The organism is Pseudomonas sp. PA-1-3F (genome assembly GCF_021609665.1).
GTDB lineage: Bacteria > Pseudomonadota > Gammaproteobacteria > Pseudomonadales > Pseudomonadaceae > Aquipseudomonas > Aquipseudomonas paracarnis.
In genome coordinates, this window is the sequence record NZ_WJZD01000013.1 from 50,770 (window position 1) to 72,936 (window position 22,167).

21 protein-coding genes and 2 pseudogenes are annotated in these 22,167 nt (G+C 59.4%); 9 read left to right on the forward strand and 14 right to left on the reverse strand.

The features are described from left to right. Nucleotides 1–80: 80 nt before the first annotated feature. Nucleotides 81–488, forward strand: coding sequence for an RNA-binding S4 domain-containing protein (locus GIV26_RS11250; RefSeq protein ID WP_200583225.1), 408 nt, complete (start codon nt 81–83; stop codon nt 486–488). A 135-nt stretch (nt 489–623) separates the two neighbouring features. Here GIV26_RS11250 and GIV26_RS11255 read toward each other — a convergent pair whose 3' ends face one another. Next, nucleotides 624–1,427: a phosphatase PAP2 family protein gene (locus tag GIV26_RS11255; RefSeq protein WP_034125497.1), complete on the reverse strand. Its 804-nt coding sequence runs from the start codon at nt 1,425–1,427 to the stop codon at nt 624–626. A 124-nt stretch (nt 1,428–1,551) separates the two neighbouring features. Here GIV26_RS11255 and hslO point away from each other — a divergent pair, with 124 nt between their 5' ends. Further along, nucleotides 1,552–2,454: an Hsp33 family molecular chaperone HslO gene (gene hslO / locus GIV26_RS11260; RefSeq protein WP_236280521.1), complete on the forward strand. Its 903-nt coding sequence runs from the start codon at nt 1,552–1,554 to the stop codon at nt 2,452–2,454. A 179-nt stretch (nt 2,455–2,633) separates the two neighbouring features. Next, entirely contained in the window at nt 2,634–4,175 is a 1,542-nt protein-coding gene (locus GIV26_RS11265) for a phosphoenolpyruvate carboxykinase (protein WP_005783824.1), read from the forward strand. A gap of 55 nt (nt 4,176–4,230) precedes the next feature. Here the strand turns inward: GIV26_RS11265 and GIV26_RS11270 are convergent, their stop codons facing one another. The 6 genes and pseudogenes from GIV26_RS11270 to GIV26_RS11295 all read right to left on the reverse strand — a co-directional run bounded on the left by GIV26_RS11270 (nt 4,231) and on the right by GIV26_RS11295 (nt 7,274). Beyond that, nucleotides 4,231–5,094: a DMT family transporter gene (locus GIV26_RS11270; protein WP_233098149.1), complete on the reverse strand. Its 864-nt coding sequence runs from the start codon at nt 5,092–5,094 to the stop codon at nt 4,231–4,233. A gap of 191 nt (nt 5,095–5,285) precedes the next feature. Beyond that, nucleotides 5,286–5,642: a DUF1493 family protein gene (locus tag GIV26_RS11275; protein WP_034125858.1), complete on the reverse strand. Its 357-nt coding sequence runs from the start codon at nt 5,640–5,642 to the stop codon at nt 5,286–5,288. A gap of 281 nt (nt 5,643–5,923) precedes the next feature. Next, a complete protein-coding gene (locus GIV26_RS11280; protein WP_236280594.1) occupies nt 5,924–6,394 on the reverse strand; it encodes a hypothetical protein in 471 nt (156 codons plus the stop codon). Nucleotides 6,395–6,689: 295 nt separating this feature from the next. Next, a pseudogene (locus GIV26_RS11285) lies at nt 6,690–6,956 on the reverse strand (hypothetical protein). After that, nucleotides 6,913–7,104, reverse strand: a pseudogene (locus GIV26_RS11290) (cell filamentation protein Fic); the annotation flags it as partial. The pseudogenes GIV26_RS11285 and GIV26_RS11290, both read right to left, overlap by 44 nt. Further along, nucleotides 7,104–7,274 carry a YhfG family protein gene (locus tag GIV26_RS11295; RefSeq protein ID WP_186526720.1) on the reverse strand — a complete coding sequence of 57 codons (171 nt, stop codon included), beginning with the start codon at nt 7,272–7,274 and terminating at the stop codon, nt 7,104–7,106. The gene GIV26_RS11295 and the pseudogene GIV26_RS11290, both read right to left, overlap by 1 nt. 175 nt (nt 7,275–7,449) lie before the next feature. Here GIV26_RS11295 and GIV26_RS11300 point away from each other — a divergent pair, with 175 nt between their 5' ends. From GIV26_RS11300 to GIV26_RS11310, 3 genes are all read left to right on the forward strand, one after another. Further along, on the forward strand, nt 7,450–8,625 hold the full coding sequence (locus GIV26_RS11300; protein WP_236280524.1) for a tetratricopeptide repeat protein: 1,176 nt from the start codon (nt 7,450–7,452) through the stop codon (nt 8,623–8,625). Between the two features lie 224 nt (nt 8,626–8,849). Next, nucleotides 8,850–10,787, forward strand: coding sequence for a RecQ family ATP-dependent DNA helicase (locus GIV26_RS11305; protein ID WP_054896646.1), 1,938 nt, complete (start codon nt 8,850–8,852; stop codon nt 10,785–10,787). Nucleotides 10,788–10,799: 12 nt separating this feature from the next. After that, nucleotides 10,800–11,231, forward strand: a complete 432-nt coding sequence (locus tag GIV26_RS11310) for an acyl-CoA thioesterase (protein ID WP_054896645.1) — start codon at nt 10,800–10,802, stop codon at nt 11,229–11,231. 146 nt (nt 11,232–11,377) lie between these two features. Here the strand turns inward: GIV26_RS11310 and GIV26_RS11315 are convergent, their stop codons facing one another. The 3 genes from GIV26_RS11315 to fdhD all read right to left on the reverse strand — a co-directional run bounded on the left by GIV26_RS11315 (nt 11,378) and on the right by fdhD (nt 15,394). Beyond that, a complete protein-coding gene (locus GIV26_RS11315; protein WP_034125502.1) occupies nt 11,378–11,860 on the reverse strand; it encodes a glycine zipper domain-containing protein in 483 nt (160 codons plus the stop codon). Between the two features lie 349 nt (nt 11,861–12,209). Beyond that, nucleotides 12,210–14,558 (reverse strand): FdhF/YdeP family oxidoreductase, encoded by a 2,349-nt coding sequence (locus tag GIV26_RS11320; RefSeq protein WP_236280527.1) that lies wholly within the window; start codon nt 14,556–14,558, stop codon nt 12,210–12,212. After that, nucleotides 14,555–15,394, reverse strand: a complete 840-nt coding sequence (fdhD, locus tag GIV26_RS11325; RefSeq protein ID WP_003187702.1) for a formate dehydrogenase accessory sulfurtransferase FdhD — start codon at nt 15,392–15,394, stop codon at nt 14,555–14,557. Before fdhD ends, GIV26_RS11320 begins: the two co-directional genes overlap by 4 nt. A 242-nt stretch (nt 15,395–15,636) precedes the next feature. Here fdhD and lysM point away from each other — a divergent pair, with 242 nt between their 5' ends. Beyond that, a complete protein-coding gene (gene lysM / locus GIV26_RS11330) occupies nt 15,637–16,077 on the forward strand; it encodes a peptidoglycan-binding protein LysM (RefSeq protein WP_032894105.1) in 441 nt (146 codons plus the stop codon). 127 nt (nt 16,078–16,204) lie between these two features. On the opposite strand, the gene yrfG is transcribed toward lysM, so the two are convergent. Continuing rightward, the gene (yrfG, locus tag GIV26_RS11335; RefSeq protein ID WP_236280531.1) at nt 16,205–16,870 is read right to left on the reverse strand and encodes a GMP/IMP nucleotidase; all 666 of its coding nucleotides are present in this window, start codon (nt 16,868–16,870) and stop codon (nt 16,205–16,207) included. 87 nt (nt 16,871–16,957) lie between these two features. Between yrfG and nudE the strand changes: the two genes are divergently transcribed. Together nudE and cysQ are read left to right on the forward strand one after the other, a co-directional pair. Beyond that, entirely contained in the window at nt 16,958–17,524 is a 567-nt protein-coding gene (nudE, locus tag GIV26_RS11340) for an ADP compounds hydrolase NudE (protein WP_014716485.1), read from the forward strand. Continuing rightward, on the forward strand, nt 17,521–18,357 hold the full coding sequence (gene cysQ, locus GIV26_RS11345; RefSeq protein WP_034125507.1) for a 3'(2'),5'-bisphosphate nucleotidase CysQ: 837 nt from the start codon (nt 17,521–17,523) through the stop codon (nt 18,355–18,357). The genes nudE and cysQ overlap by 4 nt, the downstream gene beginning before the upstream one ends. Nucleotides 18,358–18,482: 125 nt before the next feature. Here cysQ and GIV26_RS11350 read toward each other — a convergent pair whose 3' ends face one another. From GIV26_RS11350 to GIV26_RS11360, 3 genes are read right to left on the reverse strand one after another with little or no spacing between them, the layout of a single operon-like run. Beyond that, nucleotides 18,483–18,938, reverse strand: a complete 456-nt coding sequence (locus GIV26_RS11350) for a thioesterase domain-containing protein (RefSeq protein ID WP_034125508.1) — start codon at nt 18,936–18,938, stop codon at nt 18,483–18,485. A gap of 26 nt (nt 18,939–18,964) precedes the next feature. After that, nucleotides 18,965–20,350, reverse strand: coding sequence for a sigma-54-dependent transcriptional regulator (locus tag GIV26_RS11355; RefSeq protein ID WP_034125509.1), 1,386 nt, complete (start codon nt 20,348–20,350; stop codon nt 18,965–18,967). After that, the gene (locus tag GIV26_RS11360; protein WP_034125510.1) at nt 20,347–22,155 is read right to left on the reverse strand and encodes a sensor histidine kinase; all 1,809 of its coding nucleotides are present in this window, start codon (nt 22,153–22,155) and stop codon (nt 20,347–20,349) included. Before GIV26_RS11360 ends, GIV26_RS11355 begins: the two co-directional genes overlap by 4 nt. Between the last annotated feature and the right edge of the window lie 12 nt (nt 22,156–22,167).

Sequence of the window (22,167 nt, forward strand, 5' to 3'; positions counted from 1 at the left end):
ATCTTAGGTGAGCCTTGGGGTTTATGCGTCGAAGGGTTTCAACGGTAAAGTTGCGACATTTTTCAGAGCGAGGAATTCAAGTGGCTCAAAAGCAGGAAGATGAAGAGAAGGTCCGGCTGGACAAGTGGTTGTGGGCAGCGCGGTTCTATAAGACCCGCGCTCTGGCCAAGGCCGCTATCGAGAGCGGCAAGGTGCATCATCGCGGCGAGCGCTGCAAGCCGGGAAAGGAGCCGCGCGTCGGCGACGAGTTTCAGATTCGTACAGGCTTTGATGAAAAAACCATCGTAGTACAGGCGCTTTCCATCGTCCGCCGCGGCGCGCCTGAAGCGCAGGCACTGTATGCCGAGACCGAAGCCAGCATCGCCAAGCGCGAAAACGCTGCGGCCATGCGCAAGGCAGGGGCTTCAGGCCTGACCACTGACGGCAAGCCGAGCAAGAAGCAGCGCCGCGATCTGTTCAAGTTTCGCGGCAGCGGCAATGACGATTGATTGCACGAGTCGCCCATGCAAACTCGATCAAATGTGGAAGCGGGCTTGCCCGCGAATACGGTGGGTCAGGCACAGATGCATTGATTGACACCCCGCATTCGCGAGTAAGCCCGCTCCCACTTTTAGCCCTGGGGGTTACGGAGTTGTGCGCATGACACTCAACCGCCCAATAACGGGCAACTTGCTCAGTAGCCCGAAAAGCGGCGCCGTCATCCGCAACAAAGCGCCCGACACCTTCGCCGCAAACGGCGTGTAATACCCCCACCCCAGCGCCAACAGCGCCAGCAGTACGCCACCGATATAATCGTCCTGGCCCCAGTGCGCGCCGGCTACCAGCCGCGGCATCATGAACAGCAGCGCCAGGCCCCAGATCACCAGCACCTGGCCGATGCGCCGGGCGAACACGCTCATGAACATCGCCCAGATCAATAGCACCGAAGCATGGTCGCCGGGGAAGCTCTGGCTCGAGCGGTCCTTCAATTCCCAGGTTTTCTCCAACCCTGGGAAAAAGTCGCTCATTTGAATCGCGCCGCTGATGACCATCGACGGGCTACTGTGCTGCCAGCCCATGTGCGCCGCGAGTTTTGAGAACAGCATGCGGATAAACAGCAATAGCAGCAGAATGCCGAGGAAGCCAAAAAACGCCTGGCGCACCTGTACGGCCTTGAACACCCAGTCGCCGCGGATCAACAGCGCCAGCAAAATCACGCCGACCACTGCATCAAACGGCCGCAGGCTGGCCACGGCCCACACATGTAGCCAGGTCGAGTTCGTGGCCAATGGGCCATTGAGCAGATGAAACAGCCACTCGTCGAAAATCACACAGAGCATCTGGCCCGTGGGCCACAGCCAAAAACACAGCAGTCCGATAGCGAGTAGATTGCAAAGAGCCCATCGCCGGAGGTTCCAGTTGGCTTGGAACAAACCCGGATTGTTCATAAACTGTCCCTCATCGCTCTATTCAGCTCCTTGAATTCAGGAGAAGTCGCACCAAGATGGTGCTAAAGCGTTTAATTTTATAAACCTTGTAATCATTTTGTCATCACTTCAGATACCCAGACCTATGACTGATCTACCGGATACCGACTTCACCCAACGCTTCATCTTCGATGAGAGCGATGCCCGCGGCGAGATGGTTTCGTTGGAGCTCAGCTATGCCGAAGTCCTTGCCAAACACGCCTATCCGGAGCCGGTCGCGCAATTGCTCGGCGAGTTGATGGCCGCCGCGGCGCTGCTGGTGGGCACCATGAAGTTCGACGGTTTGCTGATCTTGCAGGCTCGTTCCGAAGGGCCAGTGCCCATGTTGATGATCGAGTGCTCGAGCGAGCGCGAGATCCGTGGCCTGGCCCGTTACGAGGCTGACCGGATTGCCGCAGATGCCACCTTGGCCGACCTGATGCCCAACGGCGTCCTGGCACTGACTGTCGACCCGACTGAAGGCCAGCGGTACCAGGGTATTGTCGACCTCGACGGCCAGACCCTGTCGGAATGCTTCACCAACTACTTCGTTATGTCCCAGCAAGTGGGCACCAAGTTCTGGCTTAACGCCGACGGCAAGCGCGCCCGTGGTTTGCTGGTGCAACAACTGCCGGCCGATCGCATCAAGGATGAGGATGATCGTGCCGAAAGCTGGCGGCATATCATCGCCTTGGCCGACACCTTGAAGGCCGAAGAACTGCTGGGCCTGGACAACGAAACCATCCTGCACCGCCTCTACCACGAAGAGGCCGTGCGCCTGTTCGACGCACAGGGCCTGCATTTTCACTGCAGTTGCTCGCGCGAGCGTTCCGGTAACGCGCTGGTCAGCCTGGGCCTGGAAGATGCGCAAAATCTGGTGGTGGAACATGGCGGCCATATCGAGATCGACTGCCAGTTCTGCAACCAGCGCTACCTGTTCGACGCGGCTGATGTAGCGCAATTGTTCGCCGGCGCAGGCAGCGACACCCCTTCCGGCACCCGCCACTAAAACGTTTAAGCACAGGTAAATCACCTGACAAACGCCGGATTAGAGGTGTTCTGACGGGAGGGCCCTACTCTTTTTGGGCTTTTCTGGCATAATCCGGCCCACTTTTTTCGCGGTAGTAGTGCGCAACTTTCTACTACAAAACGTTTGGAGCACTCGGCCATAGGCCGACGGGGAACCTCATGACGCAAGCCAATAACGCCGTATACACCGATCTGAGTGTTGACGATCTGGTCAAAGAAGCCCTGCAGCGCGGTGAAGGCGTGCTTGCCGATACTGGCGCGCTGGTCGTAGAAACCGGTCACCGCACCGGTCGTTCGCCGGTTGACCGTTTCATCGTTGAAGAGCCTTCCACCCAGGACGCCATCGCCTGGGGCCCGATCAACCGCAAGTTCCCGGCCGACAAGTTCGATGCCCTGTGGGCTCGCGTCGAGGCGTTCAATAACGCGCAAGAGCATTTCGTTTCCCATGTTCACGTAGGGGCTGCAGAAGACCACTACCTGGCCGTGAAAATGACCACCCAGACTGCCTGGCAGAACCTGTTCGGTCGTTGCCTGTTCATCAACCCGGCCCAGTACAACCCGGCCGGTCGTGAAGAGTGGCAAGTGCTCAACGTGGCCAACTTCGAGTGCGTGCCAGAGCGTGACGGCACTAACTCCGACGGTTGCGTGATCCTCAACTTCGCCCAGAAAAAAGTACTGATTGCCGGCATGCGTTACGCCGGTGAAATGAAAAAAGCCATGTTCTCGGTGCAGAACTTCCTGCTGCCGGCTGCCGACGTGCTGCCGATGCACTGCGCCGCCAACATTGGCGAAGCAGGCGATGTGACCCTGTTCTTCGGCCTGTCAGGCACTGGCAAGACCACCCTGTCCGCCGACGAAAGCCGTTACCTGATCGGTGACGACGAGCACGGCTGGGGCGAAGGCGTGGTGTTCAATATCGAAGGCGGTTGCTATGCCAAGTGCATCGACCTGTCCGAGAAGAACGAGCCGGTTATCTGGAAAGCTATCAAGCACGGCGCTGTGCTGGAAAACGTCGTGATCGACGAGGCCAAGCACGCCGACTACGCCGACGTCAGCCTGACCCAGAACAGCCGTGCCGCCTACCCGCTGGAGCACGTTGCCAAGCGTTCCGAGAAGAACCTGGGCGGCGAGCCAAACGCGGTGATCTTCCTGACCTGCGACCTGACCGGCGTACTGCCGCCTGTGTCGATCCTCAGCGAAGAACAAGCGGCCTACCACTTCCTGTCCGGCTACACCGCTCTGGTGGGCTCGACCGAAATGGGTTCGGGCAGCGGCATCAAGTCGACCTTCTCCACCTGCTTCGGCGCGCCGTTCTTCCCACGCCCGGCTGGCGAATACGCAGAGCTTCTGATCAAGCGTATCCGTGGTTTCGGCTCAAAGGTCTACCTGGTCAACACCGGCTGGACCGGCGGCGGCTACGGCGTCGGCAAACGCTTCAACATCCCGACCACTCGCGGCGTGATTGCAGCGATCCAGAGCGGTGCGTTGATCGGTGCGCAAACCGAACACCTGGACACCATCAACCTCGACGTGCCGTTGGCCGTACCGGGCGTTGAAACCGGCCTGTTGAACCCACGCAACACCTGGGCTGACAAGGCTGCCTACGACGAAGCAGCGAAAGCGCTGGCTGGCCTGTTCATTGAGAACTTCAAGAAGTTTGAAGTCAGCGATGCGATCAAGGCGGCGGGTCCTAAGTTGTAAAATTCGCCGGTTGTAAAAAAGCCGCCTCTTAGGCGGCTTTTTTATGGGCGAACGATTAGTCGGCGATGTGCAGTACCACTGCACCGACCAGCACCAGTACAACGCCTGCCACCTGCACCGCTGACAAGCGCTCTTTGAAAAATACGAACCCCAGGATCGCCGCGATCCCTCCAGAGAGCGTACTGATCACCGTCACCACCGACACCGAGCCGGCCATTGCGCCCCACGAAAACGCCGAAAAACCGCCGAGGTTCATCAAGCTCGCACCGGTCAAAGTCGCGCAGTTTTTCAGTGGCGGGATCTTCAAGCCATCCTTGATCTTCAGCACCATCACCACCAGGACGCACAGGCCTACCAGGTAACCCAGCCACAACATGGTGATTGGCCCCAGCGCTGGCAGTGTGTAGCGACCTTGCAGCCAGAAACTGGTGCCATACAAGGTTGCGGCGAACATGGCGTAGGCAATGGACAGGCGCGGGTTGTTGTGAAGCGTGCCGTTGTCCTTGTGAATGCTGGACAGCAAAACGCCGATCACGCACAGGGCGATGCAGCCCAGTTGTATCAGGCTGATGTGTTCACCGCTGGCCCAGGACAGCAGGGTGGTCACCACGCCATAGGACGTCACCAGCGGCGCGACGATGGCTGCTTTGCCCATGGCAAAGGCTTTGGATAGCGCAAGGGCGCCGGACACCGTCAGCAGAGCGGCGGCGACGCCCAGGAGCCAAACGCTTAAAGTTGCATCAAGGGCTTTGAAAAGGAAGGCTGGGAAAATGACCAGCAGGAGGGTCATGATCAAAAAACCGAGGGCTTGGCCGAAATACACCGCGCGTTTTACGCCAACGGCTCGGGCGTTGAGGCCCACCAGAAAGTCCGTGCCGCCCCAGAGCAGGGCGGCCAGCAGGCCCATTGTTACGTCCATGTAAGGTCCTTGTTATTTATACGGCTCGCCAGATTAGCGCAGATCCAGTGTGGGAGCGGGCTTGCCCTAATACTGTAGGAGCGAGCTTGCTCGCGAAAAACGTCAACGATAACGCGTGCTTGCTGAATGAACGCGGCGCCTGTGAGTTTTTCGCGAGCAAGCTCGCCCCTACAAAAAATCCTTCATTGGATTCAGCTCAGGTTTTCCAGCGTCTGCGTGTCCCAGCGGTGGGTCTTGATCGCCAGGTAGAGCATGCCGATGGTCAGCGGAATCTTGTCACCACGGCCTTTGGCGCGACGCTTCAGGAACACGTCGAACACCGGCGGCTGGAAGTAACGATAAGCGTCGTAGTCGCTCAGGTCGACACCAAAATCCTGCTCCAGCGCCTCCATGAATTGCTTGGCCTCAGCACCATCGCACCCGAGGTCGAAGTTCAGTGAGGTGTGCAAGCCAATGGTCTTGTGTGTTGGCAAGCCGATTTCTTCATGCAGCAATTGCACAAGTTGCTGCATGGCAGGGTCTTCTGGGAAGTTGGGGGCCAGGTTCATGGTGGGGGCACGCAGGAGTGGGTGAGGGGGCCTGTCACGTTGCAGGCGGTATTTGTTTCGCGTGATGAAGAGAACCAAGCCTATCAAGAACAAGGTCAGGGGTAGAAGTTGAATGTTCAGGACAATGGCGATGTAGGGTAGCCAGAACAACAGAAGCAATCCCGTTACGATGAAGGTAACGGCGAAACGCGTTCTTAACGTGCCGTCAGTGATTTTGTAATACAGCAGCAGATGGAGAGCGAACAATAGCGCTGTTTGTAGGTAAAGCCATTGACTAAAGTTCATCTGGAGTGCACATGCATTGAGACACTTGAGCGCTGCGGGCCTATGCCACCGCTGACCTGAGCATCCAGGCCGATGACGATGTCTGCGCTGTGAAAGTTGCGGATCCTGCGAGAAATCAAATCGCTGATAGCGTTCTCGACTATCGATTCTGCTTTGCTGGATATGATCCCGACAGGGGCTGCAACTGCGCCAGAAATGATTTCTTTTATGAGGTTGTTCCGATTGTTCGAGCTATCTGCCTGCTTCCTGGTCAGTGGCTTTGAGACGGCCACTGTCATGACGCAGGGTAGATCTCGGGCGAGCATCTTTTCGTACAACTTCTGAAGCCGCAAGCGGACCTCTATCGCTGAAGCTTTTGCTTCCAGCAAGCAAAGTGTGGCTAGCTCTTGTCGATTGCTTGGCATCACGGTGAGTCGAATTACCGTGAAAGTGATGCCATAGTGGCCGATATATTGAGTCCTTTCCATGTTCACGGTTTTTTCCGAGACAGTTGATAGGAGGTTATGTTCAGTCGGCTACGCGTAACTGGTATAGAGGGTTGAACGGGTATTTGAAGCAGTTTGGGAAACGGATGGCGTGACGTTTGGCGGTGTCTTACAAAAGCCTCCGGCATTTATGGCTTGCAACGATGTGATGGGTAAAGCTGATCAGTTGTAGGAGCGAGCTTGCTCGCGAAAAACTCAAGGGCGCCGCGTTTTTTCTGATTTACCGCGTCATCGTTGGCGATTTTCGCGACCAAGCTCGCTCCTACACAGGTGTTGCTTAGACTTGCGCTTGTTCAGGTTGCAGCTGAACGTGTTGCGCGGCTTCCAACAAATCACAGCCGTCCTGAACGAGCAGGTACAGCGCATTAATGATGTGGGAAATGTCTTTGAGGTCAGCGTGTTCGAAGGTCAGGCAAGAGAAAGTTTCCAATCAGTCGCTGGCGGCGCGGATACGCTGGTGGGCGGCGGATTGGATGTCTTTGGCTGATGCTTGAGTGTCGATGAGAAGCGGGTGACAGGCGATCAAGGTCGTAGGGCGGCGCAAAGAGTGGAAGGTTGCCTACGGCGATTTCGGATAATTCCCGCTCGGCCTGGTGCAGGCGTGCCTCATCGAGCAAATGGAGGCGGTTGCGCAGAGTGCTGCTACCGGGGTAGCAGTATGGGGCCTGGCCCACCCCGTATTTGTCGAGCATCAGCTAGAGGTGTTGCGGTACTTGGCAAGGACGGCTTCGCGTGTCGGCAGGGGTTTGTCGACGTCGGTCGGTTGGGTATCCAACCCTTCCAGGCGCAGGCTGGCCAAGTAATTGGAACGCCGGATCTTGTGATAGTGATCCTGTTTTTGCTCAAACGTCAGTTCGCTCATCGCTGCGTCCTCTTGGAGAGCAAGGCTTGAATGTAGCGCAATGCGTAGCTCGGTAGGCGGGATAAAACGCCCGTCACAACTTGTATAAAAAGTCTGCCAGCGAGCTCATTTCAGCGTATGTTTCACCGCAAAATCTTGTAGGGCGATTCCGCCCACTACTTAAAGGGAGTTAAGCATGGGTTTGCTTCGTGTCGCCTCGGCGATGTCTTTGTGTGCGGTGGCGTTTTCTGCCCAGGCCGAGCAGTTGCCGATTGAAGTGCTGAGCGCGGTGGTCAAGGACCAGAAAATCGCCGATGCCGAGGTGCTGCTGCAACGTAATGGCGCGCAGAACGTGGTGGGCCGTACCAACGCGCAAGGCCAGGTGACGCTGACCAGTGAAGTGGCTGACGATGCCAGCAACCTGCTGATCATCAAGAAGCCTGGCTATTCCAACCTGGTGGTGAAGTGCCCGTGCAAAGGCATGACCTATGCCATCAGCCCGGTGATGGAAAATCTCGACGGCCTGCGTGTGGTGTTGACCTGGGGCAAGGCTCCGCGCGACCTCGACTCCCATATGATCTTCCCCGGCAATAACATCTTCTTCAACAATAAAAAGGGCACCGACGCCGAACTGGACGTGGATGACACCGATAGCTATGGCCCGGAGACCATCACCCTGCAGAAAAAGCATTACGGCGAAAGCTACGTCTATGCCGTGCACGACTATTCCAACAGCGGCTCTCCCACTTCCAGCGAGTTGTCCAACAGTGAGGCCAAGGTGTTTGTGTACATGGGGCAATCCCTGGTACGCACCTACTATGTGCCGCAGAACCGCACGGGCAACCTGTGGACTGTGTTCCGCATGACCGGCAGTGGCGACTTCCAGGACATCAACACCTTCACCGGCGTGAGAGTCGGCGCCGAAGATGTACTCAACGAGGTCAAGCCTTTGCTGGACGACAGCGTGGCCGTCACCGCCGTGACAGTGAGCTCGTCGGTACAGGCCGATGCGAAGAGGCTGAACCTCAAGGGCGAAGCGGCCTACCAGGCCGGTAACCTGGACCAGGCCATCGACTTCTTCCGTCAAGCCATCGAGCTGGATAACAGCTTCGGCAAGGCTTACGGCAACCTGGGCCTGGCGTATCAGAAAGCCGGCAATACCGCGGAGTCGATCTGGGCTAACCGCAAGGCTATCGCCCTGGCCACCGGTATCAATGCCGCGACTGTGCGCGCCGGTGCTTACTACAACATTGCACGCATCTACGAAGCGGCCGGGCAGTTCCCGGATGCGCTGCGTCATTACCAGTTGGCCAAGGAGCAAAAGGCCAACCCGGTGTATGACACGGCGATCGAGCGGGTGCAAAACCGCTGATTCAGCAGTAGCACGGTTTTGAAATGTGGGAGAGGGCTAGCCAGCTCCCACATTTGTATCTGCTGCGTCTTGTTACTTTCTAGGAAAAGTCCCACTTCGGCCCTGAGCCATCCTTCCCTCTGTGTATCATCCTGTCTCTTTTTTCCTCGCGACCTTTCTCGATTCGCTGAGAATCCCGGGCTATGTTTTTGAGCCAACTCAGCGGTCAATGGAGTGACAGCCTTATGCACGACACCCTCCAGCAGGTCTTTGGTTACCCACACTTTCGCTTGGGCCAGGAAGAGACGGTCAGCGCCGTGCTGGCTGGGCGATCTGCCGCCGCCATTTTCCCTACGGGGTCGGGCAAATCCTTGTGTTACCAGCTGTCGGCCGTGTTGCTGCCGCACCTGACGCTGGTGGTGTCGCCGTTGCTGGCGTTGATGCAGGACCAGTTGGGTTTCCTGCAGCGCCATGGCATTTCGGCGGGCAGTATCGACTCGGCCCAGAGCCGTGATGAGGCCAATGATGTAATGGCCCGTGCGCGATCGGGCGAGCTCAAGATTCTGATGATTTCCGTGGAGCGTTTGAAGAACGAGCGTTTCCGTAATTTCCTGAACAGCGTGCAGATCTCGTTGCTGGTGGTAGACGAGGCGCACTGTATCTCCGAATGGGGCCACAACTTCCGCCCGGATTATTTGAAGCTGCCGGACTACCAGCGCCAGTTCAACATCCCTCAGGCGCTGTTGCTGACGGCCACGGCCACGCCCCAGGTGATCGCCGACATGCAGGCCAAGTTCGCCATTGCTGCCGAAGATGTAGTGACCACGGGCTTCTATCGCCCCAACCTCAACCTGCTGGTGGAACCGGTCAGCGGCCACGACAAACGCCGCAGGCTGCTGGAATGGATGAAAGCGCGGGCCAACCAGCCGAGTATTGTCTACGTCACCTTGCAGAAAACCGCCGAACAGATTTCCGAGCATCTGAACCGCCACGGTATTCAGGCCGAGGCTTATCACGCGGGGCTGCCCCATGAAAAACGCGAAGGTATCCAGCAGCGTTTCATGGGCGGGCGTTCCAATTGCATTGTCGCAACTATCGCGTTTGGCATGGGCATCGACAAGAGTGACATCCGCAATGTCGTGCACTTCGACCTGCCCAAGTCAATCGAGAACTACAGCCAGGAAATCGGCCGCGCAGGGCGTGACGGGCAGCCGTCGGATTGCCTGGTGTTGGCCAACCGCGACAGCCTCAATGTGCTGGAAAACTTCGTGTACGGTGATACGCCGGAGCAGGACGGCATTTTGCGCGTACTGGAGGAATTGCAGGCCGCGCGTAGTGAAGGGCAGTGGGAGTTCCTGCTCAGGTCGCTGTCGGACCACAGCAATATTCGCGAGTTGCCGCTCAAGACGCTCCTGGTGCAGTTGGAGCTCAAGGGCGTGATCGCGCCGCGCTATGCGTTTTATGCGGAATACCGTTTCAAATACCTGATCGAACCCGAAGCCTTGCTGGCGCGTTTTTCCGGCGAGCGGCAGCAGTTTGTCGCGGCGATCATCCAGGTGTGCAAGCGCGCTAAAACCTGGGCGACGGTCGATTTCGATGCGCTTTATCAACAGCACAATGCCGAGCGTAGTCGGGTGGTGAAGGCACTGGATTATTTTCAGGAGCAGGGCCTGATCGAGCTCGAAAGCAAGCAAATGACTGAGGTCTACAGTTTGCTCGACACCCATTTCGACCCCCACGCGTTAAGCGCCGAGTTATACACAGGCTTCAAGCAGCATGAGGTGACGGAGGTCGCGCGGATTCACGCCATGCTCGACCTGTTCGCCACCGACCACTGCCTGGGGCAACGTCTGGCGCACTACTTTGGTGATGATAATGCGCCCCGGCGTTGCGGGCATTGTTCGGTATGCCACGGCCAGGTCGCCCATCTGCCGGCGCCGCCGAGCTTGCCGCCGCTTGTGGATAAAAACTTCATGGGGCTGTGCGGTGATTTTATCCACAGGCATCATGAGCACACGGGGCACTTGCCGAATGCGGAGCGTTTGACGCGTTTCCTTGGCGGTATCAGCGTACCGTTGTTTACCAAGTTGAAGGCGCGAGGCATTCCCGGTTTTGCTGCGCTGGAAGACTACCCCTACGCCGAGGTGCGCGACTGGGCCCATGCTCAATTGGATCAACTTTGATGAGACTTGCCGATGCCTGACTCAACGCCTGTGCGCGACGATTACCGCCACTTCCAACCGATCACCACGCGTTGGCACGACAACGATGCCTACGGCCATGTGAATAACGTCACTTACTACAGCTTCTTCGATACAGCCGTTAATACCTACCTGATCGAACAGGGCGGGTTGGATATTCATGACGGTGAAGTGGTGGGGTTTGTGGTGAGTTCGGCCTGCGATTACTTCGCCTCGATCGCTTTTCCCGAGTGCATTGAGGTCGGTCTGCGGGTGGGCAAGCTGGGCAATAGCTCGGTGCAGTATGAGCTGGCGGTATTCAAGGCGGGCGAGGAGGAGGCGCGTGCGGCGGGGCGCTTTGTCCATGTGTTTGTGGACCGAGCCTCGAACCAGCCAGTGCCGATTCCGGGAATGTTGCGCGAAGCGATGCAGCGGCTGCTGGTTTGACGCACCTACAAGCAATACAGACCAAATGTGGGAGCCGGGCTTGCCCGCGATGGCGCAGTATCAGGCAGTACGTCTAAACCTGATTCACTGCTATCGCGGGCAAGCCCGGCTCCCACATCGGATGTGTTCGTCAGAGCGCGGGTTTATCAGTCGCGATAACGATGCTTGTTCTTGCGATGCCCATAGGCATGGCCGCGACCTGGGTGGCCATCGCGGTAGTAGCGACGATCATCACGGTCGCGATCGCGGTAATGGCGGCTGTCGCGATCACTTTCGTTACCCATGTAGTTGCCTAGCGCGCCGCCCGCGCCACCGCCGGCTGCGGAGCCGATCAGTGCACCGGTGCTGCCGCCAACGCTGCGCCCTACGACGTTACCGCCGGCTGCGCCCAGTGCGCCACCAATGGCGGCTTCGCCACGGCTACGTTTGTCGGCGCCGACTGCACTACCGCCTGCGCCGCCCAGGGCCGCGCCAATGGTCGAACCGGTGTTGCCGCCCAACTGCTGGCCGACAACAGAACCTAGTACCCCACCCAATGCGCCGCCTACACCGGCTTCGGTGGTGCCGCCTGCCATGGCTGCGCCACTGACCAGGCCAAGGGACAACAAGAGAATCGAGGAGAACTTCATTCAGGGAAACCTCAAGGGATGACGGCGCGATCCTGAGGTTGTATCGAGGCGCTGACAATCGAAATCCGACCGGCGGCAGAGGTTGTATACAATTTGCTAAGTTGCTGTTTTGTATGGGGAACTTAAGTCGTTTTTACGGGTCTTTAGCTACTTCGGAACGGCCGTTTTTATGCAAAAGCGGCCTTTTTTTGTGCCTGCAGAATGTGCGGTGCTTGTGCTGGTCTCTTCGCGGGCAAGCCCGCTCCCACATTCGATCGGTCCACACAGTCTCAATGGTGAACCCATCCCAGTGTGGGAGCGGGCTTGCCCGCGAAAGCGGTAGTTCAAGAAACACATATCTCGGATCAAGTCAGGCCGAGCGCGCCATGATCAACCCATTGTCACTCGCCGCTTCCAAGCGAATCGCAACAAACTTGGACGTTGGCGTATGGCTACCATCGCCAGTGCTTTCCAACGGCACCAACGGGTTCACTTCGGGGTAGTAAGCCGCCGCCTGCCCCGCCGGAATATCAAATGCCAGCAGCGTAAAGCCCTTCACGCGGCGCTCACGACCGTCTTCCCACAGAGACACGATGTCTGCCTTCTGCCCCGGCTTGAAGCCCAGGCGGATGATGTCGGCTTCGTTGACGAACAGCACGTCACGCTGGCCTTTGACCCCGCGATAACGGTCGTCCAGGCCGTAGATGGTGGTGTTGTACTGATCATGGGAGCGCATTGACTGCATGATCAGGTCCGGCACCCGGCCCGTGGCGTGGGTGCGCTCGTGGATCAGGTCTTTGGGCAAGATGTTCGGGCGGAAGTTGGCGCGACCTGACGGAGTGTTCCAGCGCCGTGCGCCGGCGGAGTTGCCCAGATAGAAACCGCCTGGATGCTTGATCTTCTCGTTAAAGTCCTTGAAGCCTGGGATGGTGTCGGCGATCAGGTCGCGGATGCGCCCATAGTCGGCCACCAGCCAGTTCCAATCCACGGGCTTGCTGCCCAGAGTGGCGGCAGCAATGCCCGCCAGGATCGCCGGCTCGGACTTCATCAGTTTCGACAGCGGTTGCAGTTGGCCGTTGGAGCCGTGGACCATGCTGAACGAGTCTTCCACCGTCACCGCTTGCGGGCCGTCGGCCTGGATGTCTATGTCGGTGCGGCCCAGGCACGGCAGGATCAACGCATCTTTACCGTGCATCAGGTGGCTGCGGTTGAGCTTGGTGCTGATCTGCACGGTCAGGTCGCAATTTCGCAGCGCTTCAAAGGTACGCGTGCTGTCTGGCGTGGCTTGGGCAAAGTTGCCGCCCAGGCCGATAAAGACTTTGGAGCGGCCTTCAAGCATGGCGTGAATCGCTTCCACCACGTTATGGCCATTGTCGCGAGGCACCTGGAACTGGAAACGACGCTCCAGCGCGTCCAGAAACGCCACCGGTGGGCGTTCGTTGATGCCCATGGTGCGGTCGCCCTGTACGTTACTGTGGCCACGCACCGGGCACAGCCCGGCACCTGGGCGGCCGATATTACCGCGCAGCAGCATCAGGTTGGCGATTTCCTGGATGGTCGGCACCGAGTGGCGATGCTGGGTAATCCCCATCGCCCAGCACATGATTACACTCTTGCCTTTGGCGTACATGCGTGCCGCTTGCTCGATCTCCACCAGGGTCAGGCCGGACTGCTCGACGATCTCCTCCCACGAGGTATCGTCGATCTGACCCAGGTATTCCAGGACGTTGGCAGTGTGCTCATTGAGGAAGTCGTGGTCGAACACCGCTTCCTTGCCTTCGGCCAGGGCTTGGCGTTCCCACAGCAGCAGGAACTTGGCCATGCCACGCAAGATAGCCATATCGCCACCCAGCGCCGGGCGGAAGTAGGCGGTGTTGGTCGGCTTGTCGCCGTTGGTGAGCATTTCCAGCGGATGTTGCGGGTGCTGGAAGCGCTCCAGGCCGCGCTCTTTCAGGGGGTTGATACACACCACCTGAGCGCCGCGTTTCACCGCTTCGCGCAGCGGCTCGAGCATGCGTGGGTGGTTGGTGCCGGGGTTCTGGCCCCAGACGAAAATGGCATCGGCATGTTCGAAGTCATCAAAGGTTACGGTACCTTTGCCCACGCCGACACTCTGCGCCAGGGCTACGCCGCTGGCTTCGTGGCACATGTTCGAGCAGTCCGGGAAGTTGTTGGTGCCAAAGGCGCGTACGAACAACTGGTACAGGTAGGCGGCTTCGTTGCTGGCGCGGCCCGAGGTGTAGAACTCGGCCATGTTCGGGCTGGGCAGCGCGTTGAGGTGCTTGCCGACCAAGTCGAAGGCGGCTTCCCAACTGATGGGCATGTAGCGATCGGTCTCGGCGTCATAGCGCATCGGCTCGGTCAGGCGGCCCTGGTATTCCAGCCAATAGTCGCTTTGCTCCAGCAACGCTGTGACGCTGTGCTTGGCGAAGAAGGCCGCATCGACGCGGCGCTTGGTGGCTTCCCAGTTGACCGCCTTGGCGCCGTTTTCGCAGAACTTGACCATGCCGCTTTCCGGCGAGTCGCCCCAGGCGCAGCCCGGGCAGTCGAAGCCGCCGTTCTGATTGGTCTTGAGCATCATGCGCAGGTTTTTCAGGGCGTTGTCACTGGTCAGCCAGGCTTGCGCCACACTGATCAGAGCGCCCCAGCCACCGGCTGGGCCTTTATAGGGCTTGTAGCGTGGGGTTGGGGTCTGGTCGGCTTGGTGGTGAAGGCTCATGGCTGGTGCTCCATCGCAGGGCTATAGACCCGTGGCGCGCTTTTTTGCGGCAGGTGGATAAGGTTGAGGTTGTGCCGGCGCGCCCATTGCAAGGCCAGGCCGGTGGGCGACGACAGGCTGACCAGGGTCTGGATACCCGCGCGCAAGACTTTCTGAATCAATTCGAGGCTGCAGCGGCTGGTAACAATCGCCAGGCCGCCGTCGGTCGGAATCTTTTGGCGGATCAACGCGCCAATCAATTTATCCAGAGCGTTATGCCGGCCGATGTCTTCGCGACCCATCAGCAATTCCCCCTGGCTGTTCATAAAAACCGCCGCATGCACGGCGCCGCTGTGCTGGCCCAGGGGTTGGAATGCGCTGATACGCTGGCGCAGGCCGTCGAGCCACTGCGCCGGCGGCAAGGGCGCGCCGGGCAGTACCTGGAGGTCGGGCAATGCTTGCTCTACCGCTTCCACGCCACACAGGCCGCAGCCGCTGGTGCCCGCCAATTGGCGGCGTTGCTGCTTGAGGTTCCAGAACGCACGGCTGGAAACCTGTACCTGGGCGTACTGGGCTGCGCCTGACCCGCTGATTTTCAGGTCATAAATGTCGTTAACGTCGGTGATAATGCCGCTGCCGAGGCTGAAACCTACAATGAAGTCTTCCAGGTCCGTAGGCGTCACCAGCATCACCGCCTGGCTGATATCGTTGTAGGCAATCGCCAACGCCACTTCTTCGGCCAGCGCAGTGCTGGCGACTTCAGTGTGTTCAAGATTGCAATAGTGATAGCTCTGGCTGGCGACGGGCGCGGTCGATTCGAGAGCGGGCGCCGCGCAGTGAGGGCGCTTGGCGTTCATGGGGCAGTACCACCGGCGGATTGATCAGTGTTTAGACTAGGCGCGACAAAGGGTCACGTCTAATCGCCAGTATTGATCTATTGATAGAGGGCGTCGATCAAGGTTCACCCGCGTTTTCGTCGGGCTTATTCCAAGCAGGGGTGAGTTGGATACTTTTGAGTCTTTAGCCAGTCTGGAACCCAAGTCGGCAGGACTGGTCTAGTCTTGGGCATCTGGAAATTAAATCCCAAGGAGAGCGCACCATGAGTATTTTTAGCTTTATCAAAGAAGCCGGCGAAAAGATTGTCGACCTGTTGACGCCGGGTAATGCGAACGCCAGTGAGCAGTTGAAGGAGCATGTGAGCAAGGTGGGCCTGGGTAATCCAAACGTGCAAACCACGGTGGATGGCGACAAGGTCACAGTGACCGGTGAAGTGGCCACGCAGGAAGAGAAAGAAAAGATCCTGTTGGCGCTGGGCAACATTGCCGGCGTGGCAAGTGTGGATGACCAGATTACTGTCAGTGGTCCAGTCGTGGTGGCTTCACGCTTTGTTGTTGTGAAAAGCGGTGACACTCTCAGCGCAATCTCTAAAACGGTCTATGGCGACGCGAATAAGTACAACAAGATTTTCGAGGCTAACAAGCCACTGTTGTCGCACCCGGACAAGATCTACCCGGGCCAGACACTGCGCATCCCTGAGTAATACGCAGGATAAAATGAGCAAGCTCGCCCTTTTGTAGGAGCGAGCTTGCTCGCGAAAAACTCACAGGCACCGCGTTTATCCAGGAAGCACGCGTTATCGTTGACGTTTTTCGCGAGCAAGCTCGCTCCTACATAAGCCCGGCGATGAGTTCTCGATAATCCCCGACGGCCGCAAATTCTGCGGTGTCCTTTGAGCCTTTTTTGCTATCAGGTTCTTTCACTGCCAGTAAATGTCCCACGCCGAAATCCCGGGCACTGCGCAGGATCGGCAAAGTGTCATCTATAAACAGGCTACGGGCCGGGTCAAAGTGGATATCCGCTTGTAAGGCCTCCCAGAATTGCGGGTTTTCCTTGGGGAAACCGTAGTCGTGAGAGCTGATCAATCGCTCGAAATACGGCGCCAGTTCAATGCGCTCCAACTTCAATGACAGCGAATCACGATGAGCGTTGGTGATCATGATCACGCGCTTGCCGGCCTGTTTGATCGCCGCCAGGAAGGTATCGGCATCCGGACGCAGGGCAATCAGGTGGGCGGTTTCCAATTTGAGCTCGCGCACCGGGATCTTGAGCTCGGCGCTCCAGAAATCCAGGCAATACCATTGCAACTGTCCGGCGTTACGCTCGAACAGTGGCTGCAACTCCATCTCGGCCATGGCTCGGCTTACGCCGTGCAGTTCGGCATAGCGTTGCGGCAGGTGTTCCATCCAGAAGTGGTTGTCGTAATGCAGGTCGAGCAGGGTGCCGTCCATGTCCAGCAGGACGGTGTCGATGGCGTGCCAGGGCAGAGAGGACATGGTGGGGTCTCATGTAAGTAAAAATATCCGACACAGACAATCGGAAAAGCCACGGTATAGTAACCCGATCACGCCAAGGAGCCGTTTATGCGCCAGAAACCCACTGTCCTCGCCCGCGAAATAGTCGCCAGTAGCCGTTTGTTCCGCGTGGAGGAAGTGCAATTGCGCTTTTCCAATGGCGTTGAGCGGACCTATGAGCGTCTTGTCGGGCGTGGCACGGGCTATGGCGCCGTGATGATTGTGGCGATGATCGATGAAGATCATGCAGTGCTGGTGGAAGAATACTGCGGCGGCACTGACGAATATGAATTGTCGTTGCCCAAAGGCCTGATCGAGCCCGGCGAAGACGTGCTTGCAGCGGCAGACCGCGAACTCAAGGAAGAGGCCGGCTACGGTGCACGGCAGTTGGAGCACATCACCGAGCTGTCATTGTCGCCCGGCTATATGAGCCAGAAGATCCAGGTGGTGTTGGCTACCGATCTCTACGAAGAGCGTCTTGAAGGTGATGAGCCCGAACCAATGCGGGTAGACCGGGTCAACCTGCGTGAGCTGTCGGCGCTGGCGCAAAACGAGCAGTTCAGCGAAGGTCGCGCCCTGGCTGCGCTGTATCTGGTGAGAGACCTGTTGACCCAGCGTGGAGCGTTCACCGCATGAGCGAACTGTTTTTAGGCCACCCGTTTATCGCACCGGTCATTGAACTGGCTCGGCAGGCGGGTGAAGCCATCCTGCCGTACTGGCGTGCCGAGGTAGCCGTGACGTCCAAGGCGGATGATTCTCCCGTGACGGCTGCCGACCTGGCTGCCCATCATCTCATTCTCGCAGGCCTCACCGCGCTGGACCCAAGCATTCCAGTGCTGTCTGAAGAGGACGCCGATATCGATCAGAGCGTGCGTGCCGGCTGGCAGCGTTGGTGGTTGGTGGACCCTCTGGATGGCACCAAGGAATTCATTTCTGGCAGTGAAGAGTTCACCGTCAATATTGCATTGATCGAACAGGGCCGCGTGGTGTTCGGCGTGGTGTCGATACCGACCACTGGCCGTTGCTACTTCGGCGGCGCGGGCCTGGGGGCTTGGCGGTCGGACGTCAATGCAGCGCCCAAGCAGATTCAAGTACGCCAGGCCCCGGCCTCGGGTGAGGCCTTTACGGTGGTGGCCAGCCGTCGTCATACCAGCCCTGAGCAGGAGCGCCTGCTCAATGGCCTCAGTGAAGGCTTGGGCGAGTTGAAACTGGCGAATATCGGCAGCTCCTTGAAGTTTTGCTTATTAGCCGAGGGCAGTGCCGATTGTTATCCGCGCCTGGCGCCGACCTCGCAGTGGGATACCGCAGCGGCCCAGGGTGTATTGGAAGGAGCTGGGGGTGAAGTATTGGAGTTGAATGGCAAGCCGTTCAGTTACCCGGCGCGGGAGTCGTTGCTGAACCCGTTCTTTCTGGCGTTGCCGGCCAAGGCGGCGTGGCGTGAGCGGCTGTTGACCCTGGCCAGATCTTAAGGCCACTGCAGAGCAAAATGTGTGCGGGCTTTCCCGCGATGGCGGAGTGTCAGTCATACAGGTATTGGCTGATCCACCGCTATCGCAGGCAAGCCCGCTCCCACAGTTGTTTTGTGTCATGGCTGCTAGCGATGCAGGACGTATTGGCCGGTGAAGACAACGGCACGCTCTGCACTGCCTTCATTCACAATCCACGTCTCCAGCGCCAACCGCGCCCGCCCATAGCGCTGGTAGGTCGCCACAAAGCGCTTCCAAATCTTTTCATCCGGCGCCGCGCAAATGGCTGTCGCGTCCTGGGTCACCGGCAGCGGGTAGCTGATCTGACCTTCCTGAATCACGATGTGCCCGTCTTCAATCCCGGCTTCACGCAGCTTCAGGTGCAGCCAACCCCAACCCGCCAGCACCGCGCCGCAGTAGAGGCTGCCGCCGAACATGGTGCTCTTGTGGTTGATATTGGCTTGCAAGGGCAGGTGCAGTTGCAGTTGGTCGTGTTGCCAGTCGAGCACCCTGAGGCCCATTTCCCGGGTGAGTGGGATGTCGTGGTGGAGGATGGATTCCAGGTAACGGCTATCACGGCTCATGGCGGCCTCTTTGTAGGTGGACGATGTCATTCGTCATCGGCGCTCTGGCCGGCACTGTCGGCGAAGTTCAGGCCGTGTTTGCGCAGTTTGTCGTGCAAGGTTTTGCGCGGTACGCCCAGGGCTTCGGCGAGGCTGCGCACAGAGCTGTGGGGGCGGGTCAGTTCGGCGGCGATCAGGCTTTTTTCGAACTGTTCGACTTGCTCGCTCAGGCCTCCGGGTGTGGAGGTCAGCACACCGGCCGCGGGGTGGTCCTGGGTGTTATCCAGGGCCAACTCCAGGCCGAGGGCGAAACGCTCCGCGGCGTTTTGCAGTTCCCGCACATTGCCTGGCCAGCTGTGGCGCAGCAACAGCGCGCGCTGGCCCGGTTGCAGTTCGTGCAAGGGCAGGCCGTGGCGGCTGCTGGCCTCGTCGGCGAAGTGCTGGAACAGCATCAGCGCATCTTCACCCCGTTCCCGTAGCGGGGGAATGCGCAGCGGCGCCACATTGAGGCGGTAATACAAGTCGGCACGGAAACGGCCCTGGTCGGCGGCCTGGCGCAGGTCTTCCTTGGTGGCGGCGATAATGCGGATATCCAGCGGGATCAACTGATTGCCACCCAGGCGTTCCACGACGCGCTCCTGTAAAAGGCGCAGCAACTTGACCTGTACATCCAGGCTCATGCTTTCAATTTCATCCAGAAACAGCGTGCCGCCATTGGCAAACTCGAACTTGCCGATGCGGCGCTTTTGCGCGCCGGTAAACGCGCCGGGTTCATGGCCGAACAGTTCGCTTTCCACCACCGATTCCGCCAGCGCCCCGGCGTTGATCGCCACAAACGGGCCGCTGCGTCGGCTTGAGAGGTCGTGCAGGGCGCGGGCGACGACCTCCTTGCCTGCCCCGGTTTCGCCGAGGATCAGCACATCGGCCTTGGTCGCGGCCAGTGCACCGATTTGCTCGCGCAGGCGCAACATCTGTGGCGAGTGCCCTACCAGGCGCGTACTGAGTTGCTGGCGGTCGCTGAGAGCCAGGCGCAGGCTGCGGTTGTCCAGCACCAGCCGGCGCAGGGCCAGGGCACGGCGCACGCTGTCGAGCAGCGCGTCGCTGGCGAAGGGTTTTTCCAGGAAGTCATAGGCGCCGGCACGCATGGCTTGCACCGCCAGCGGTACGTCGCCGTGGCCGGTGATCAGCAGCACCGGCAGGTCGGGGTCCTGGCCGTGCAGTTCAGCCAGCAGTTCCAGGCCGTCCATGCCGGGCATGCGAATGTCGCTGACTACCACGCCCGGCCAGTCGCGGGACAGGCGTGCGGTGAGCCCGTTGGCTTCTCCCAGGGGCAGGACTTTCAGGCCGGCCAGGTCCAGGGTCTGGCACAGGGCCTGACGCAGGTGTGGATCGTCGTCGATCAATACCACCTGAATCGAGTTGTCGATACTCATACACTGCGGTCCTCGGACGGTTGCAGACTGACGCCCGGCGAGCCGGCGCGCAATTTCAAGGTTAACAGCGCGCCGCCCTCCTTGTGGTTGGCGAACAACAGTTCGCCGCCGAAGGCGCGCATCAGGGTGTCGCAGATCGCCAGGCCCAGGCCCAGGCCCTGGGTGCGCGTCTTGGTGGTGTAGAACGGCTCGCTGGCGCGGCCCAGGGCTTCCATGCAAAAGCCCGGGCCATTGTCGCGAATGTACAGGTTGACGCCCTGGGGCGTGGTTTCGGCACTCAGCCAGAGTCTGCGTGGCGGGCCTTTTTCGGTGAGGGCGTCCAGAGCATTGGCCAGCAAGTTACCCAGCACCTGGCGCAGACGGGTTTCACCGGCCTGCACCCACAAGGTCGCCTCTGGCAAGTCGCGAATCAACTCCACCTCCATCGAACGCCGACGCTTGGCCAGTAATGCCAGGGCGTCATCCAGTGCCGGTTGCAGGGCCACGCTCTCCGGCGCGTGACGGTCACGGCGGGCGAAGGCGCGCAAGTGGGCGATGATCGAGGCCATACGCCCGGTCAATTCACTGATCAGCTTGAGGTTGCCGCGGGCATCGTTGGTGCGCTCATGGTCGAGCAGGATCTCGGCGTTTTCGGCATAGCTGCGAATCGCCGCCAGTGGCTGATTCAATTCATGGCTGATACTCGCCGACATGGTGCCCAGCGCCGAGAGTTTACCGGCCTGGACCAGATCATCCTGGGCGCGCACCAATTCTTGCTGGGCATGCTCGCGCTCCAGCACTTCCTGTTTAAGGCGCCGGTTAAGGCCCTCCAGGTCGCTGGTACGCTCGGCCACGCGCATTTCCAACTCGCGGCGGGCCTTGGCTTCGAAGGCGATGCGTTCCAGATAGTGCCGGCGGCGCTGCATCAGCAACCCCAGCAACAGCATCAGCACCAACAACGTGGCACCGCCCACGGCGACGACCGTGCGCACCGGACGGTTGATCAGCGAGCGCGGCGCGAGGATTTCCACGTTCCAGCCGGTCTCGGCGATAGCCGTGGACTGGCGCAGCCAAGCGCTGCTGCTGAGGCTCAACGGCTGCGGGTCGCGGGTGGGGTAGGGCTGGATAGCAATGATGGCCTGGCGTTCTTCGGCGGTCAGTGGCCGCGTGGCGCGGAATCGCCATTGCGGGCGCGAAGTGAGGATCACCACGCCGTTGTGGTCGGTGACCAGCAATTGTTCCGGGGTATTGCCCCACAGGCTTTCGGTGTGGTCCAGGTCGACCTTCACCACCAGCACGCCGATGATGGTATCGCCGTCACGCACCGCGGCGGCGAAGAAGTAGCCGCGCTTGGCCGAGGTGGTGCCCAGGCCGAAGAACCGTCCGAGGCGCCCGGCCATGGCTTCGCTGAAATACGGACGGAAGGAAAAGTTGCGCCCCACAAAGCTGTCTTGCTTGTCCCAGTTGGACGCGGCGAGGGTCTTGCCGGTGGTGTCCATCAGATACATCACCTCTACCCCGGCCTGGGCGGCGACGTCCTTGAGCAACTGGTTGGCATTGACCAGGTGGGTGCTGACGTGGGGCGCGCCCAATGCAGTGCGCAGGGCCGGTAAGTCCCCGAGGATCTGCGGCAGTATTTCGTAGCGATGCAGGGTGCCCAGCAAGTTGGCGACGTAGAGGTCGAGGGTCTGGCGGTTTTGCCCGGCCAGCTCGCTGCGGTAATAGCGCTCGGCCAAATGCTCCAGCGGCCACAACAGCGGTGCCAGGCACAGAGCCAGCAGGGCGAGGCTGCGCCAGCGGGGTCTTCGCGGAAGGGGTGGGGTCATGGAAGTCGCGCC

Bases quoted from the DNA above. Each gene is read 5' to 3' on its own strand.
- GIV26_RS11255 (WP_034125497.1), bottom strand. From the start codon at position 1,427: ATGAACAATCCGGGTTTGTTCCAAGCCAACTGGAACCTCCGGCGATGG.
- hslO (WP_236280521.1), top strand. From the start codon at position 1,552: ATGACTGATCTACCGGATACCGACTTCACCCAACGCTTCATCTTCGAT.
- GIV26_RS11265 (WP_005783824.1), top strand. From the start codon at position 2,634: ATGACGCAAGCCAATAACGCCGTATACACCGATCTGAGTGTTGACGAT.
- GIV26_RS11270 (WP_233098149.1), bottom strand. From the start codon at position 5,094: ATGGACGTAACAATGGGCCTGCTGGCCGCCCTGCTCTGGGGCGGCACG.
- GIV26_RS11275 (WP_034125858.1), bottom strand. From the start codon at position 5,642: ATGAACCTGGCCCCCAACTTCCCAGAAGACCCTGCCATGCAGCAACTT.
- GIV26_RS11280 (WP_236280594.1), bottom strand. From the start codon at position 6,394: ATGGAAAGGACTCAATATATCGGCCACTATGGCATCACTTTCACGGTA.
- GIV26_RS11295 (WP_186526720.1), bottom strand. From the start codon at position 7,274: ATGAGCGAACTGACGTTTGAGCAAAAACAGGATCACTATCACAAGATC.
- GIV26_RS11300 (WP_236280524.1), top strand. From the start codon at position 7,450: ATGGGTTTGCTTCGTGTCGCCTCGGCGATGTCTTTGTGTGCGGTGGCG.
- GIV26_RS11305 (WP_054896646.1), top strand. From the start codon at position 8,850: ATGCACGACACCCTCCAGCAGGTCTTTGGTTACCCACACTTTCGCTTG.
- GIV26_RS11310 (WP_054896645.1), top strand. From the start codon at position 10,800: ATGCCTGACTCAACGCCTGTGCGCGACGATTACCGCCACTTCCAACCG.
- GIV26_RS11315 (WP_034125502.1), bottom strand. From the start codon at position 11,860: ATGAAGTTCTCCTCGATTCTCTTGTTGTCCCTTGGCCTGGTCAGTGGC.
- GIV26_RS11320 (WP_236280527.1), bottom strand. From the start codon at position 14,558: ATGAGCCTTCACCACCAAGCCGACCAGACCCCAACCCCACGCTACAAG.
- fdhD (WP_003187702.1), bottom strand. From the start codon at position 15,394: ATGAACGCCAAGCGCCCTCACTGCGCGGCGCCCGCTCTCGAATCGACC.
- lysM (WP_032894105.1), top strand. From the start codon at position 15,637: ATGAGTATTTTTAGCTTTATCAAAGAAGCCGGCGAAAAGATTGTCGAC.
- yrfG (WP_236280531.1), bottom strand. From the start codon at position 16,870: ATGTCCTCTCTGCCCTGGCACGCCATCGACACCGTCCTGCTGGACATG.
- nudE (WP_014716485.1), top strand. From the start codon at position 16,958: ATGCGCCAGAAACCCACTGTCCTCGCCCGCGAAATAGTCGCCAGTAGC.
- cysQ (WP_034125507.1), top strand. From the start codon at position 17,521: ATGAGCGAACTGTTTTTAGGCCACCCGTTTATCGCACCGGTCATTGAA.
- GIV26_RS11350 (WP_034125508.1), bottom strand. From the start codon at position 18,938: ATGAGCCGTGATAGCCGTTACCTGGAATCCATCCTCCACCACGACATC.
- GIV26_RS11355 (WP_034125509.1), bottom strand. From the start codon at position 20,350: ATGAGTATCGACAACTCGATTCAGGTGGTATTGATCGACGACGATCCA.
- GIV26_RS11360 (WP_034125510.1), bottom strand. From the start codon at position 22,155: ATGACCCCACCCCTTCCGCGAAGACCCCGCTGGCGCAGCCTCGCCCTG.